This window comes from Flagellimonas sp. 389, assembly GCF_018449435.1.
Classification (GTDB): domain Bacteria; phylum Bacteroidota; class Bacteroidia; order Flavobacteriales; family Flavobacteriaceae; genus Flagellimonas.
Genome location: NZ_JAHCMU010000025.1, coordinates 1 through 14,640, shown reverse-complemented (window position 1 = coordinate 14,640; position 14,640 = coordinate 1). Strand labels below are relative to the sequence as shown.

The following is a 14,640-nucleotide window of genomic DNA, read 5'->3' as shown; positions in this document are numbered from 1 at the left end:
AATTTTAAATTCCTTTATTACGCATTCACCACTTGGTCTTCATGTTTGCCCTCGCAAAGCTCTTCAATCACCTTATCGATAAACTGTGGTAAATCATCAGGATTTCGACTAGTCGTCAATCCTGCATCCACCACCACTGCCTGGTCAGACCAGTTTGCTCCAGCGTTGATTACGTCATCTTTTATACTGTGGTATGAGGTTACGTTTCGATTTGCAATAACTCCAGCACTTATCAATAACCAAGGTGCATGACAGATGGCAGCCACCGGTTTGCCCTGTTTGAAGAAGTCTTTGATAAAGGATAATGCATCATCATGTGTTCGCAGTAAATCAGGGTTAGCAACGCCACCAGGCAGTACCAATGTGTGGTAATCCGAGGCCTTTACCTCTTCCAACGTTTTGTCAACAGTAATGGATTCACCCCAATTGTCACCTTCCCAGCTCTTGATTTTTCCTTCTTTAAGGGAAATAACATGTACATTCGCTCCTTCTTGCTTCAGTGCTTTTAGTGGTTCAAATAATTCTGATTTTTCAAATCCGTCAGTAGCCAAAATTGCTACATTTTTGTCTTTAAGTTTCATAGTGTATATTTTTATTCAACCAAATTTAGGTTTCAAATATTTACATGGTTTCCTCTAATACATGGATTATTAACTTATTTAGAAGATAATTTTTTTAGGGAGGTACTAAAAAAGGACTCCCATAATAGGAGCCCTTTCTTAATGTATACATTTCGAGGGTAGACAAGCTCTCAGAGTATGTCAACTTGCCAAATCATCACACCTGGTCATTCCCCTTATTTTCATTGATGCTAAAATAAATGCACTATTCTATTGAAATGTACTCTTACAATGAAAATTTGTGCGTTATGGAAACTACTCCAGATTAGCAGTATATGTTCGATACTTTAAAAACGCCACAAAAAACACGCCTCCAAAAGTATTGCCCAGCAACATCATAAGTAATGTAATTAGATAGTCCATAAAATTGATGGAACCGGTCAACATTCCAGTGAAAATTTCAATATTCCCGACTATACTATGATGAAATCCCCCCAGGCCTATGATTAAGGTAATGATATATACTACCACTATTTGCCCAACAGCATGCTTTATCGAAGATAAGGACCAAGACAATAAACCCATTAACCACCCTGCGAGTATAGCACTACCAAAAATAATTTGCGTCGGATATTCCGTAACATGGGAGGCAATGGTATCAATACCCTCTACGGTTATAACATGTAGGGACTGTCCTATGGCCAAGAGCATTCCACCAATAATGAACCCACCTAAAATATTGCCGGCAATAACGATTCCCCAAAGTTTGATCAACTCTTTAAAAGATCGTCGGCCACTCATTACGGGCAATGCCAATAGAGAGGTCTGCTCGGTAAATAAGATGGATTTTCCGATGATGACAAGGATAAAACCCAACGGATAAAAAAACGCTGCGGCATAAGGAATCCAATCTTCATTAATAAAACCCTTTAATTGACTATAACAAATAGCTACCAACAAAAAACTGAACCCAATTTCCATGCCAGCGCTGAGGGCGCTTAAAAAGGTTGCCTTGGTCTGTTTTTGATAAATTTCCAATCCTTCGGACAATTGATCGATCAAAATTTCATCATGACCGCCTGTATCGCTATTTGTATTTAATTTTTCATCCAGTTCATCATTTTCTTTTTTGCCCATAGCACATGTATTAAATTATAAAATCGCCATTTATTTTTCAAGAGCAGTATCAATTGTTTTATATAACCCATATTTCTGGGCATAAATATTAGTGAACTGTGCGCCAAAGAACAAGATAAGGCAAGCATAAGAGACCCATAGCAGAATAAGCACAATAGTGCCAGCGGCCCCATAGGTGGAGTCAGGTTCAACCTCGCTAAAATAGAATCCAATCAACGTTTTTCCAATTAAAAACAAAACTCCGGTAATAATGGCACCAATGCGCACGGTTTTCCACAGCACTTTGGTATCTGGCATATATTTGAACATTAATGCAAACAAAACGGTTATAATACCTAAAGAAACAATGATGTCCATAAAGAAGGTAATGTAAACGACCAAATCTGGCAAGACTTGCCCTAAATAGTCTCGTAGTGCTGCAATTGCCGCAGTGATAAAAAAACTGATCAACAGCAAAAATCCGATAGCCAGGATAAATGCAAAGCTCTTTGCCCTATCAATAAGAAGCTTAAGAGCTGTTGACTTTGGATTGGGTTGAAGATTCCATATTTCATTCAATGATAGTTGCAAATGGTAAAACACACCAGTGGCACCATATATTAAGGTGGCAATCCCTAAAATTGTCGCGATACCATTCTTATTGCTGTCCCTGGTTTCAACAATGATATTTTGAATCGATTGCGCAGTATCACTGCCCAAGGCATTTGTTATTTCTTGGGTCAACGCTCCCTGGACTATTTCTGCCCCCCAGATCAGGCCCACAAGATTTACGATAATCACCAAAAGGCCCGGTAAGGACAAAACGGCATAGTAGGCCACAACAGCACTTAATCGAAAAGGCTCTTTAGCAATCCAGCGTCGGTAGGTCATCGCTAAAAGGTTTGGGAGATGAGCCGGTCTAAACTGTTCTTTCTTTTGCATATCATAAAGGAATAAATGATAAAATTACTATTCTATAGTTTTAATTTATATACTTATAATCATCAAACACAATAGAAAACCAAAAAAAAATGCGAATACGTTAACAATTAATTGTTGTGCGCACACCACCAAAGTTTAGCAATCTTAAATTCGGGTAATCGATAAAAAAAATGAAAAATTTAATACGAACCATATTGGCAGGATTGGGAGCAAAAAAATTGGTGGTGGTAAATGTGGATGTATTGGAACCATTTTTGTTTTTCTTCTGTTATATTGGTTACTTGGTTTTGTATTCAATGTCATCTAAATCAATAGACCCAGAAATAAAATAAGGATGATCACATATTTATCAAGGCTTTTTGATAACAAAAACCCAGTTATAATCATGCCCTTTAAGAGGTATGCGAATGACAACAGAATTCACGGTCAGGCTAGGGTACTTGAAAATGAGGGCATCGCAAACATTGAGACCGAGGGCTTTGTCGGCAATTTATACCGTTCCTTCAAAAGGTTTGAAACTGATGAAATTTCAGGAGCAAAAGTTCATATCACGTGGCCCGGAGGTGAAACTACACTATTATCTGATGAGGAAGGCTATATGTATCTGGATGTTGAGTACAACCCATACCTAAACGATGCATCATCTTTATGGATTCCAATAAGCTATTCCTTGGTAGAAAAAGGCAAGACCCTGTTTACTGCAAATTCATCAGCGATACGACCTTCGGCAACTGCGAAATTTGGGGTAATCAGTGATATAGATGAAACTGTTCTGCATACGGGACTGGATTCTTTTCTGCGATGAAAAGTTATCGTAAGCACCATGCTAACCGATAGCACTGCGAGAATGCCCTTGGAAGGAGTACAGGGTTTTTACACAAAATTGGCAAAAGGTGGTTCTGATACTATTGAGAACCCGTTTTTTTATCTGTCAAACAGCCCATGGAACCTGCACGATTATCTACAAACCTTTTTAAAGGAGAAAAACCTTCCTCACGGACCCTTGTTATTGCGTGACATTGGGTTGGAAAACAAAAAGAAGAAGTCTTTTCTTGAAGGCAATAAATTCACCAAAATAAGTCATATCTTACAAACATATCCAACTTTACCATTCATACTTATCGGTGATGGAGAAGATTTGGATCCCGAAATCTATTTAGAGATTGCCAAAAGATTCCCTGATCAGGTTGCTACCATCTATATTCGGTCGGTTTCCGATAAAAGAAAAACCAAGCGCATTGCTCGGTTAATTAAGAATTTCGAAAATGTGGATATCAAGTTAATAGCGCATACTGATGAAGCGCTAATGCATGCGATTGAGAAGGGATATCTCAAACTATAACCGGAATCAGTTTAGTAGGGCGAACTATATCATAAATCTGTCAAATTAGCACATAAAAAAATGGCATGTAGCACTATAGGTATTGTTGGTATTGGACCAAGGGGGCTTTCCGCTATGGAATCTTTGTTTTTAGAGGCGTCGAGATACAAATCAATGGTTAAGGTCTTGGCTTTTGAACCGTTCAACTATCCTGGAGCAGGCCCAGTTTATGATCTAGGGCAACCCAAGACCAATTGGTTGAACGTAACCACAAGAGCACTGGACATCCCAGCAAGAGAAGAAGTTTCTTTTCATGATTTTCATATTCCATATTTTCCAACCTTTCAAGAATGGAGTGGTTACAATGCCAAAAAATTGGACAAGGAAGCTATCGACAAGTTTCCGCTACGTTCCGAGCTGGGGCAATACCTTCATGATCGCTATCTAAGTATTACTGCGGTTTTGAAACCTTTGGGGCTCTACAACCTTATAAAAAGGGAAGTGACCACTATAACTTTTACCAATGAATCGGTCAGCATAACAGATTCCGGAGATAATAGCCATACCGTTGATGAAATCGTACTTTGCGTGGGGCACCAACCCACATACCAAGATGAACAAATGGCGCATTGGTTGAAACGGTCAAATGATTCCGCTGAACTGCAGTTGTTCAAAATGCCCTATCCGGTGAAAATGTTTCAAGACAAGTTGGGCAACACCTCAAGACCATCAGTAGGTGTGCGCGGCTTTGGTCTGGCGATGATTGATGTTTGCAGAGCCTTAAGTGAAGGGGTTGGAGGCACATTTACGGTCATGGATACCATGACACGAAAAATGGTCTATGAACCCAGCGGCAAAGAACCTGACCGTATCGTTCCCTTTTCACTTGATGGGTTGCCCATGGCACCGAAACCGTTGAACAGAAAAATCGATGAGCATTATGTGGTTACAGATGAAGAACTTACTAATTATGTGGCTTTTATCGACAATAGGTTGAACAGCACAAATACCATTAATTCCCCTGAGTTTCTTATTAAAGCGATAACCCCTATAATTGCAAAGAAATTTACACAGTTAAGTAATCTCACCATACCGCACAAATTGTCAAATCAAGGGCTTGAGACTATCATAGAAGCTTGGTTACTTGATAGTGATTTTGAGCATGACCTGATACTTCCAAAACAATTGTCGACCAAAACCTTACTCCAAAAGTTTGTTGCTATGGCGACCCATACCACAAAAATAAGTTTGGACTACGTCATCGGCCATGTTTGGCGTCATTGCCAGCCCACGATGTACAAAACACTCTCATTTGCCCCTCTGAAAGATGAAGTCATTGCTAAAGTCATTGACTTAGATGAACGATTAAAAAGATACTCCTATGGGCCACCCGTCGATAGTCTTCAGCAGCTTTTGGCATTGTCTGACGTCAATTTATTGACCTTTGATGTAGTAAACAACCCTGATGTAACTGCTACAAAAGAAGGATGGGAGCTTTCAAAAGGTGAAGAATCGATTCATGTTGATACTATGATTAATTCGGTATTGGATACCCCTAAACTCAGCTTGGTAAAAAGTAAACTCATAGAACAGCTCCGTGAAGATTCAATAGTTCAACCCTTGCACAATGATTTGGCAATTGAAACCCAAAAAGACGGTACCCTAATTTCTCGTTCAGAACACCTGAAGTTACCGATTTCCGTACTTGGCAGGTTGGCAAAAGGCACCTTAATAGGTGTGGATGCCATTGCCGAGTGCTTTGGGGTAAGGTCGAAATTTTGGGCCAAAGGGGTTTTTCATAGAGTATTGAATGCGGAGACTACAACGCAAACGAGTGCTTCGAAACCCACCTAAACTTCATCACAATATTTTCTAGGTAACAAAAGGTACCCAACCGCATTATAAGGAAGGTGATGCTATAGCATTAACTTTTAAATCATTTCGGCAACTGGAATGACTCAATTTAAAGCATCTTGGGGTCAACTATGAAATTACAGTCGCCTTGGAGACAATTATAAAAAAAGAAGCTAAAGCCAATTACAAATTAGTATCCCACATCGAAAATCGAAGGAGTCCGAGAACATTTTCAGACCTACCTATTTCTAGCAATGATATCAATATTTTACTTGAAGCTGGAAGATGGGCATTAAAGCACAGAGTATGGGCAGGGTCCAACTCGACACGTAATTCTTATCAGCATGGCCATTACAAATAATCAGTAACACATTTAATAATCAAAGTATGTCAATTTTAACAATTATCTTAAATATTATATTACCGCCATTGGGTGTCTTTTTAAAGCACGGTCTGGGAAGTACTTTCTTGATCAGTATCGTACTCACCTTGATAGGTTGGCTACCTGGTGTCATACATGCCTTTTATGTAAATAAATAATACCAATTACGGTATCAAAATTAAAAAGGGCGAGTGGTTTTACCACTCGCCCTTTTTAAATAAGTAGCGAATCTTAAGTTTTATAGCCCTAGTCCGCCAAGTCTTCCAAGACCTTGATACGGTTCAAACCCGATTCAATTCTGGACAGTTGCCTTTGAAGCACTTCTTTTGCCTCCATAGGTAAAGGTTCGTCTAAAATTTCTTTGTACTCATCTACTGCGGCTTTCTCTCCCGTGATGGCTGCTTCCAGCATAGCCTCATCATTGTCAGAGGAAAATAATGATTTGACGTCCATCCATGTTCTATGCGCTGTACCTGTGAGGCTACCGGAATCCTCAACTTCCTCTCCAGTTCTTCCAACAATCGTTTCTAGTTGGGCAACGAAATTTTGTCTTTCTTCGCTTTTTGTTGAAAAATAATTTTTCAATTCCGATGAAGAAGCGTTCTCCGCCGCTTTGCTGAAGCCTTTTGTCGCATCAATATTTTTTTCAATTAATTCATTCAGCCTTTCGGCTACATTTTCAGTGAAACTATTCATCTTTTATGTACTTTAATATGTTACTAATACCTCAAATTTAAGCAGCCCCTTTTGGTAAGATCAACTCAAAAAGTTTAGATATTGATTGATTTACAAATACTAAAAGAGATCTTAAAAAAAGCTATCGAATCAAATAATAAAATGGAATATTCTAACTTATGAGGCGTCTAAAATAGGAGTCGATTTATTCAAATAAAAGTAGCTGCCACTAATAAAAAATGATGGAGGACACCCAAGATATTATTGAACAATTTAACTTGGTATACGTGCATGATTCCAATTTACCGATTTTTCGTGTAGGCAAAAAAAATGCATTTAAATATACACTGAATGGCATCGAACTTAGGCAAAAAAACCATCTAAAAAGAATTGAAGAACTGGTTATCCCACCTGCTTGGCAAGAAGTTATGATCACCGACCTGCCAAACGGCCACCTCCAAGCAACTGGGCGAGATGCTAGATTTAGGAAACAATACCGTTACCACGCTAAATGGTCAAAAATTAGAAATCAAACGAAATTCAACAGAATGTTGTCATTTGGACAGCAATTACCTAAAATCCGGAAGCAGGTTGACGAAGATTTAAACAAAGATGGTTGGCACAAAAAAAAGGTGGTTGCCCTAATTGTGAGACTTATGGAGGAGACACATATTAGGATTGGAAATGTACAATATGCAAAGCGGAATAAAACGTATGGCCTTTCTACCCTACGTAAAAAACATGTCAACATATTTAAGGACAAGCTACGTTTTGAATTCGTCGGAAAGAAAGGCAAAGCGCACAAGGTGAGCCTGAACAATAAAAAATTGGTCAAACTGGTGAGTGAGTGTGAGGAGATTCCAGGATGGGAACTTTTTAAATATTATGGTCCAATGGGAGCAAAAAAGACTGTAGACAGTACTATGGTGAATGATTATATCCACTCCATTTTCGGCTCACGCTTCAGTGCCAAGGATTTTAGAACTTGGGCGGCATCATTGATTTTTTTTGATACCCTCTATGATTTTGGAGTCACACCAGATGAACGCCAACAACAGCGTTATATCTTAAATGCTTATGATTCTGCTTCAAGAGAACTCGGGAATACTAGAAATGTATGCAGAAAATACTACGTTCACCCTTTAATAGAAAAGGTCTATCTAAATGGTCAAATAATCAATTATTTCAAAATGGTGGACGAAGAAACTGATGATGACTACGGTCGCACGGCCTCCGAAAAAGGGTTACTGGCACTTCTTGAGGACCTGCACCAGCCCCATTGGACGTAGTAATTCAACTTTACGTTTTCTTGAAAGTCTTGTTTTTGCGAAGTAATTTATATCCCGTATATGCGGCATGCATGCCCAATATGAGTAGTTTTGCCTTTCTGCCTTTTGTTACCAACATTGCTACTTTTAAAATTTTCTTCATGATGCTATCCCAGAAGTGAAATCCCTTTTTCGCTTTTGCAACTGATCTGAAAGATCTCTTATGGTTTCTTTGGTAGCGGCTTTGAAATCATAGTCGTTAGATTCTGCATACAGAGTTGAACCTCAGCAAGGGAAACATCGATCAATTCCGAGATTTCCTCGGCATATGGGAGTCGTTGGTGGGTTTGTTCGAAATTGGAGGAAGCTTTGGTTATCTTGTTGATCACGTTTATTTTGTTCAAAGGCAATCTCACCATTCTTGTAGTTTCTGTCAACGCCTGAAGTATCCCTTGGCGTATCCACCAAACGGCATAGGAAATGAATTTAAACCCACGGGTCTCATCGAATCGGGAGGCGGCCCTAACCAATCCGAGATTTCCCTCATTTATCAAATCAAGTAATTTCAAACCCCGACCCTGATATTGTTTGGCCACTGATATAACAAACCTCAAATTGGAATTGACCAACTTTTCAAGAGCTAAATTGTCGCCCTTTCTTATAAGAATCGCTAATTCGACCTCTTCGTCTTCCGTAATCATCGGGATACGGCCTACATCAACCAGATATCTTTTAAGTGATTCACCATCCCTATTGGTAACTTGTTTTGCAATTGAAAGTGGTCTCATAGTATTTGGTGTTTAACCATAACGATTTTCGGACATAAATTAGGTTTCCGTTGCCTTTAGGGTGGTTCCTTTGTCCAATTTCAATCTTGCCTATTGATTTGGCCAAGGGGGTAATGCAAAAGCAGTAATAACGTAAGTCTTTACGGTATTTGGTAGATGAATGTTGAAACTTTCAAAAGATAGCTTAGATTGGGCCCCTTGTTATAATTGAAAAATGGCAATAAAGAGGGCTCTCTTTATTTCAAGACTGGCTCAATTTTCGTTGGCGGTCTGTAAAGCTTGGTAAAGAAACGGATATTAATCTAATATAATGGTCTAATTCCATTTATTATATTTCGGTCAAAACCACTAAATCAGAAAACCTGAAATCTTATATGCCAAGAGGACGGCGACACGAACGTTTTTTGGACAATAATAATAGTAGCCAAACACTCATTACAATACTAAGAATTATGCTTATTTAGGTATAAATAAGGAATTGAAATAAGTATAAACAGGAAAGTACCCGTCTAGAAATGGAATAGCAGAGCAGGAGGGATAAAGGGTGTCAGTCAAGTCGCTCAGGAAATCAACTCATATATAAATTCGTTGACTGCAAAGCTCAACAGAATTCACCAGAATCTTATGGAGGACAGCACCTCTGTATCATCTTAAAGAACATCTTTCTAAAAAATGGGGGGGGGGGACGAAAATATTAATGGAAATCTTCGATGAGCATAATTCCCAAATGGAAAGGTTGATTGGAAAAGATTTTGCCTTAGGGACTTACAAAAGATACCATACCACGCTTAGTCATGTTGCAGAACATCTGAAAGAGGAGTATCATGTATTGGATATTCCCATCAGTAATGTGAATTTAAATTTTATTGAGGGCTTGGAGTATTTATTGAAAACAGCTAAGGCTTGTAACCACAACTCGTCCTTAAAATATGTAAACAACTTCAAAAAAATTGTGCGATTCCTGTTTTGAGCAACCAAAAATCCAATGCCTATCTTAAAGAAATCGCCTATAGTTGCAATATCAAAAAAAAATTACCAACCACTTGGTCCGTCATACCTTTGCAACAACCATCACCTTGTCTAACGGGGTTCCAATAGAAACAGTTGGGAAAATGTTAGGTCATAAGAATTTGCGGACTACGCAGCATCATGCTAAAATAATTGATTCGAAAGTAGAGGAGGATATCGCACTTTTACAAAAAAAATTAGAGGAAATATAAGGAGTTCTCAATACAATACCGTACAAATTTATAAATATGATTTGGTGTTATTTGGATTCAAATGAAACTAAAACTGTCAGGGTGACAGGATTAACCCACTATCTTTAATTTGTAATATATCAATATTTTACAATGAAAACTAAGAAGACTTAACCGAACTCTAAACTAAGCTCAAAATCATTATTTTCTATTGCAATATTTATGATGTCTTTGTACACTACAAGCTAAACAATTTTTATCTTTTAGGAATTGAATCTGAAACATATATTTCCAAATCCGTCCATATCTGTCTGTAAGCTTAAAATCCTTTGTGCCTTAGCTAATAGTACATCTCAATCTCTTCTGAAATCAGCATAAGTCAGTTATACCAACTAAGAGTTAATCGAAAATTACTGGAAGAAACCATGCAAGCATATGGTTTTTGGTCAATCCGGACCGAATAGTGGTATTACAATCTTTGAGCAGGTTCCAATGACAAGATGACGGATTTTAAGTGGGACGTCCCTTAGCTTTTTGTTTTTCTAGCACTATCTTTTCGTTTTTTTTTATTTCTGCATTTACTAAATTCGTTGCTGACTAAACAAGACTGTATATGGCGTTCGTATACCATTAATTAGGATTTAGTGCATAACCTACATTGCTTTCTTAGATGAGACCGACCAAGAAGATTCATCAAAACTTTTTTGCATTACTTTATCTCAATTCCATAGTTCCTTTAAGCAAAGAGCTAAAAGCCTTTTTGGCAGAACATGTAAGAAGTGTCCAACATCAAAAAGGTGATATTGTTTACCAAAAAGGAGAGTTATGTACCAAATTGCATTTAATTAAAAAAGGATTGGTTCGAGGGTATTTTATAAGCGGCAAAAAAGATATTACGACTTGGATAAGTACGGATAATGAGATTTTTACGTCCATAACAGGTTTTTTTACAGCTCAGCCCGCTAAGGAGAGCATTCAATGTCTTGAGGATACCGATTGCTTATACTTAGAATATAAAGATTTGGAATATGGGTTACGGACATTTCCTGAGATCAGTGAACTATACCGTAGGTTATTGATAGATTATTACATTCAAGCTGAGAATAGGGCGTATATGGCCAGAATACCGGGCGCTCTTGAACGATGGAATTATTTTGTGGAAACCAATAAACCAGAATTATTGAACAGAATTCCAAATAAATACCTTGCCTCATTACTTGTTATGAGACCAGAGACGCTTTCAAGAATTATCAAAGAACATACTGGACTGATAGTAAAAGGAGAAAGGGAATAGTCTAGATGCCACCTTCACAAACTTTTTGGTAGAACCACACAGAGCCCTCCAATTTCAAAACCTTAAAATCTCTTAAGGCTACTTTTCTAATTGAAATTGATAGTGATACTATTGCTTAAAATTCAGGGAATCAATCTATTCTGAGAACTTGATCAGACCAAAAATATACTACTTCATTTGAACCTATCCATATTATTCGGTTACCAGAAAAGTCAATTTTTATGTTTTTCGTGTTGATGAAAAACAATCTATAAAACTCATAATTGATATTTATCAAGCGAATTGAAAAAAAATTGAACGAAAGAAAAAAAAGTCCGTTATCAATCTTACATAAAAAACAAGAATAATACTACAACATTAAATTGATAACAAATGATTCAAATCTACGTTCAAAAATCCATTATTTGCTTTACTGCACTTCAATATGTAATCAATAACTCCTTGCGCAGAGCTTTCAATCTCTAAGATTTAACAGATTCCAAAAATTCAAAAGACATGGTTTTAAGGAAAACGATGTTGTCGGAATCTCTAGAGTTATAAAAATCAGTTGTACCAATAATTATTTATAAAACTTTAACATGAAAAAACCTTTACACCTAAACGTCTTCAAAAAGAATAGGATGGCTATGCTCGTCGTCGTATTCTTTATGTTTCTTTTTTCTGTTCAATCAAATGATTTGGCTTTCATCGATCAGGGTATTGAAGAACAGGAACAACTTGGGAATATCAATGACACATCTACTGAATTAGTAATATTAGGGGATTCTTTTAAAAAGAAAAAACTTCCTGATTTTTATTCAGACAAGCACATAATGTCTATTGATAAAAAATCATTTGAAGGAGATAAATCCCAAATTGAACATTTGATTTTCATAGATACTTCCTTACCTGATTATGAAATCTTAGAAGCTAATGTTGATTTAAAGAATTCAGCAATCGTTTTTTTGAATCCGAACAATAATGAAGGGATTCTGAAAATGACGCAGGAAATTCAAAAGTATAATGGCTTGGAATCCATACATATTGTGGGCCATGCCAAACCGGCAGAGCTTATCCTTGGATCTGACAACTTTTGGATGGATGACTTAAATATGATTAAATCAGAACTAGATTCTTGGAAAAGCCATGTCTCTACTACCGCCGATCTGTTTTTATATGGTTGTTCCTTGGCAGAAACGGTAAACGGAAAACAGATGGTTGATCTAATGGCTTCGCTCACTGATATGGATGTTGCGGCATCGACAGACCTAACGGGGCACATTTCCAAAAATGGGGACTGGGAACTAGAATACAATACGGGAACCATAGAATCTCAAATTGCATTTTCGGAACACGTAAGAGGCTATGCACATACCTTACAATCGTTGAATTTTGAAGACTTAAGAACTTTTGAAGAAGTAAATGAGGGGTCAGGTGGTGACGGTAATTGGACTTACCCAGAGAATACGGGGCGTACTGCTTATCAAGCCAACAACACTAGTAGTCCGGTCTATCTCTTAAGTCCAGATTCCGGATATTTAAACGAGGTATTTAAAGGGACAATTACAGTCGATGCAGGTGCTGGTGATGATGATGATATTGGATTTGCTTTTGGCTTTAATGGTGTAAACGATACCTATATATGGTCTTGGGATATGGGAGGAATCAGTATGGGTGTTCGCAGTGGTGGCGCTCATTTGTTATTCAAAAAAACAACTGCCATGTCCTGGAGCTCAGTCAGTGGCACATTGATTGGTCAAGGGCCCAATAATGATCCTTGGCAGCATGGAGTTACGTATCAGATAGAAATACTATATACGGCAAATAGAATACGTGTAAGGGTGAATGGTGTAGAAAAATTTGATGTGTCCGCAGCGGACGCGGGGGTCGCTCAATTTCCTGCAGGAAGATTTGGTTTTTACAATTATTCACAGGGAAACGTGACCTTTGGCAATATACAAAAGGCCTCGGCCGCGGATGATCCAATACCACCTTCTGCCCAAGACGATTCTTATGGCATGGAACCAAATACCACTTTGAATGTTGACTTTTTAGATGGAATCCTTAAAAATGATTATGACGCCAACCTTGATGAATTTACCATTGTTCAGGTTTCTGGTGTAAATCATGGTAGTTTATCCTTGAACACCAATGACGGTAGCTTTACCTATACGCCCACAGCTGGCTACGAAGGTGCAGATGAATTTACATACAAGTTGGTTCAAGACAGTGATGGGGCAGAGTCTGCGGTACGTACCGTTACTTTCGGCATCATTGCCAGTAACCAAGCGCCGACTGACATTCAGTTGTCCAATACTGCAATAAGTGAGGGGGCAGCAGACAATACAAATATTGGTACGCTTACCACTACAGATGGTAACAACCCCAATGACCAGCACGACTACTCACTTTCTAACAATGGCGGAGGTCGGTTTACTGTAAACGGTAATAGCTTGATTGTGGCCAATTCTTCGCTTTTAACCTCTGGTAATTATGTTGTGACGGTTCGTTCTACCGATTTAATGGGAGAATTTTATGAGAAGAATTTTACCATAAATGTAATCAGTAATAATAAACCCACCAGTGCCAATGGACAAATTCAGGTGAATAATGGTTCCAATTACCTATTTGGTAGCGATGACTTTTCATTTACTGACACAGATGGCGATACATTTGGAGGTATCAGGATAGAAACCGCAGAAACAGCTGGTGATTTAGAATATGATGGGTCAGATGTGTTTGATGGTACGGTAATCAATGATATTACACTTTTAAACTTTAAAGCACCATCAAATGCATCTGGAAACCCATATGCGACCTTTACATTTAAAGTTTTTGATTCCCGTGGCGGCATTAGTACTGATGCCTATACAATGAATGTTCAAGTAAGTGATAACACTGATCCAATTGCTATAGCTCAAAACGTCACTGTTCAGTTAGATGGTTCTGGAAATGGTTCCACAACAGCAGCACTTGTTGACAATGGTTCAAATGATGCTTCTGGGATAGCTTCGCTGTCCCTTAGTAAAACTGATTTTATTTGTTCTGATATTGGTTCCAATACAGTGACCCTTACGGTCACGGATAATAATGGAAATGTATCAACTACGACCGCAGAGGTAACTGTCACGGACGAAATCAATCCTACTGCAGTCTCACAAAACCTCACTGCATATTTGGATGCCACGGGAAATGCATCAATAACCGCCGCAGATATGGACAACGGTTCAACGGACAACTGTAGCATCGCATCCTATGGATT

The 14,640-nt window shown here is 38.1% G+C and carries 14 protein-coding genes and 1 pseudogene; 10 read left to right on the top strand and 5 right to left on the bottom strand.

The annotated features are described in order from the left end of the window. Positions 1–17: 17 nt before the first annotated feature. From KIM67_RS17810 to KIM67_RS17800, 3 genes are all read right to left on the bottom strand, one after another. Positions 18–581: a type 1 glutamine amidotransferase domain-containing protein gene (locus KIM67_RS17810; protein WP_213832911.1), complete on the bottom strand. Its 564-nt coding sequence runs from the start codon at positions 579–581 to the stop codon at positions 18–20. 294 nt (positions 582–875) lie between these two features. Continuing rightward, a complete protein-coding gene (locus tag KIM67_RS17805) occupies positions 876–1,697 on the bottom strand; it encodes a formate/nitrite transporter family protein (protein WP_213832910.1) in 822 nt (273 codons plus the stop codon). Positions 1,698–1,727: 30 nt separating this feature from the next. Further along, positions 1,728–2,618 (bottom strand): YihY/virulence factor BrkB family protein, encoded by an 891-nt coding sequence (locus KIM67_RS17800; protein WP_213832909.1) that lies wholly within the window; start codon positions 2,616–2,618, stop codon positions 1,728–1,730. 170 nt (positions 2,619–2,788) lie between these two features. Here KIM67_RS17800 and KIM67_RS17795 point away from each other — a divergent pair, with 170 nt between their 5' ends. The 5 genes from KIM67_RS17795 (at position 2,789) to KIM67_RS17775 (ending at position 6,333) form a co-directional block, all read left to right on the top strand. After that, entirely contained in the window at positions 2,789–2,950 is a 162-nt protein-coding gene (locus tag KIM67_RS17795) for a hypothetical protein (RefSeq protein ID WP_213832940.1), read from the top strand. A gap of 53 nt (positions 2,951–3,003) precedes the next feature. Then, positions 3,004–3,423, top strand: coding sequence for a hypothetical protein (locus tag KIM67_RS17790; protein WP_213832908.1), 420 nt, complete (start codon positions 3,004–3,006; stop codon positions 3,421–3,423). Between the two features lie 18 nt (positions 3,424–3,441). Continuing rightward, positions 3,442–3,960: an App1 family protein gene (locus tag KIM67_RS17785; protein WP_213832907.1), complete on the top strand. Its 519-nt coding sequence runs from the start codon at positions 3,442–3,444 to the stop codon at positions 3,958–3,960. Between the two features lie 60 nt (positions 3,961–4,020). Beyond that, positions 4,021–5,793, top strand: a complete 1,773-nt coding sequence (locus KIM67_RS17780) for an FAD/NAD(P)-binding protein (protein WP_213832906.1) — start codon at positions 4,021–4,023, stop codon at positions 5,791–5,793. Positions 5,794–6,180: 387 nt separating this feature from the next. After that, positions 6,181–6,333, top strand: a complete 153-nt coding sequence (locus KIM67_RS17775; protein WP_213832905.1) for a YqaE/Pmp3 family membrane protein — start codon at positions 6,181–6,183, stop codon at positions 6,331–6,333. Between the two features lie 88 nt (positions 6,334–6,421). Here KIM67_RS17775 and KIM67_RS17770 read toward each other — a convergent pair whose 3' ends face one another. Beyond that, positions 6,422–6,871: a PA2169 family four-helix-bundle protein gene (locus KIM67_RS17770; RefSeq protein WP_213832904.1), complete on the bottom strand. Its 450-nt coding sequence runs from the start codon at positions 6,869–6,871 to the stop codon at positions 6,422–6,424. Between the two features lie 218 nt (positions 6,872–7,089). Here KIM67_RS17770 and KIM67_RS17765 point away from each other — a divergent pair, with 218 nt between their 5' ends. Continuing rightward, positions 7,090–8,139 (top strand): DNA topoisomerase IB, encoded by a 1,050-nt coding sequence (locus KIM67_RS17765; protein ID WP_213832903.1) that lies wholly within the window; start codon positions 7,090–7,092, stop codon positions 8,137–8,139. A gap of 289 nt (positions 8,140–8,428) precedes the next feature. Here the strand turns inward: KIM67_RS17765 and KIM67_RS17760 are convergent. Further along, positions 8,429–8,906, bottom strand: a pseudogene (locus KIM67_RS17760) (RNA polymerase sigma factor RpoD/SigA); the annotation flags it as partial. 697 nt (positions 8,907–9,603) lie between these two features. On the opposite strand from KIM67_RS17760, the gene KIM67_RS17755 reads away from it, so the two are divergent. The 4 genes from KIM67_RS17755 to KIM67_RS17740 all read left to right on the top strand — a co-directional run. Continuing rightward, complete coding sequence (locus tag KIM67_RS17755; RefSeq protein WP_213832901.1) at positions 9,604–9,876, top strand: phage integrase SAM-like domain-containing protein; 273 nt, start codon at positions 9,604–9,606, stop codon at positions 9,874–9,876. Positions 9,877–9,919: 43 nt separating this feature from the next. Further along, complete coding sequence (locus tag KIM67_RS18655; protein ID WP_313788450.1) at positions 9,920–10,126, top strand: tyrosine-type recombinase/integrase; 207 nt, start codon at positions 9,920–9,922, stop codon at positions 10,124–10,126. A gap of 649 nt (positions 10,127–10,775) precedes the next feature. Then, positions 10,776–11,399 (top strand): Crp/Fnr family transcriptional regulator, encoded by a 624-nt coding sequence (locus KIM67_RS17745; protein ID WP_213832900.1) that lies wholly within the window; start codon positions 10,776–10,778, stop codon positions 11,397–11,399. 578 nt (positions 11,400–11,977) lie between these two features. Then, positions 11,978–14,640 (top strand): DUF4347 domain-containing protein (locus KIM67_RS17740; RefSeq protein ID WP_213832899.1); only part of this gene is annotated, 2,663 nt, incomplete at its 3' end.

What these genes read in the sequence shown, in the direction of transcription:
- KIM67_RS17800 (WP_213832909.1), bottom strand. Translation starts at nt 2,618, where the DNA reads ATGCAAAAGAAAGAACAGTTTAGACCGGCTCATCTCCCAAACCTTTTA.
- KIM67_RS17745 (WP_213832900.1), top strand. Translation starts at nt 10,776, where the DNA reads ATGAGACCGACCAAGAAGATTCATCAAAACTTTTTTGCATTACTTTAT.
- KIM67_RS17795 (WP_213832940.1), top strand. Translation starts at nt 2,789, where the DNA reads ATGAAAAATTTAATACGAACCATATTGGCAGGATTGGGAGCAAAAAAA.
- KIM67_RS17780 (WP_213832906.1), top strand. Translation starts at nt 4,021, where the DNA reads ATGGCATGTAGCACTATAGGTATTGTTGGTATTGGACCAAGGGGGCTT.
- KIM67_RS17765 (WP_213832903.1), top strand. Translation starts at nt 7,090, where the DNA reads ATGATGGAGGACACCCAAGATATTATTGAACAATTTAACTTGGTATAC.
- KIM67_RS17785 (WP_213832907.1), top strand. Translation starts at nt 3,442, where the DNA reads ATGCTAACCGATAGCACTGCGAGAATGCCCTTGGAAGGAGTACAGGGT.
- KIM67_RS17755 (WP_213832901.1), top strand. Translation starts at nt 9,604, where the DNA reads ATGGAAATCTTCGATGAGCATAATTCCCAAATGGAAAGGTTGATTGGA.
- KIM67_RS17770 (WP_213832904.1), bottom strand. Translation starts at nt 6,871, where the DNA reads ATGAATAGTTTCACTGAAAATGTAGCCGAAAGGCTGAATGAATTAATT.
- KIM67_RS17790 (WP_213832908.1), top strand. Translation starts at nt 3,004, where the DNA reads ATGCCCTTTAAGAGGTATGCGAATGACAACAGAATTCACGGTCAGGCT.
- KIM67_RS17805 (WP_213832910.1), bottom strand. Translation starts at nt 1,697, where the DNA reads ATGGGCAAAAAAGAAAATGATGAACTGGATGAAAAATTAAATACAAAT.
- KIM67_RS17775 (WP_213832905.1), top strand. Translation starts at nt 6,181, where the DNA reads ATGTCAATTTTAACAATTATCTTAAATATTATATTACCGCCATTGGGT.
- KIM67_RS17810 (WP_213832911.1), bottom strand. Translation starts at nt 581, where the DNA reads ATGAAACTTAAAGACAAAAATGTAGCAATTTTGGCTACTGACGGATTT.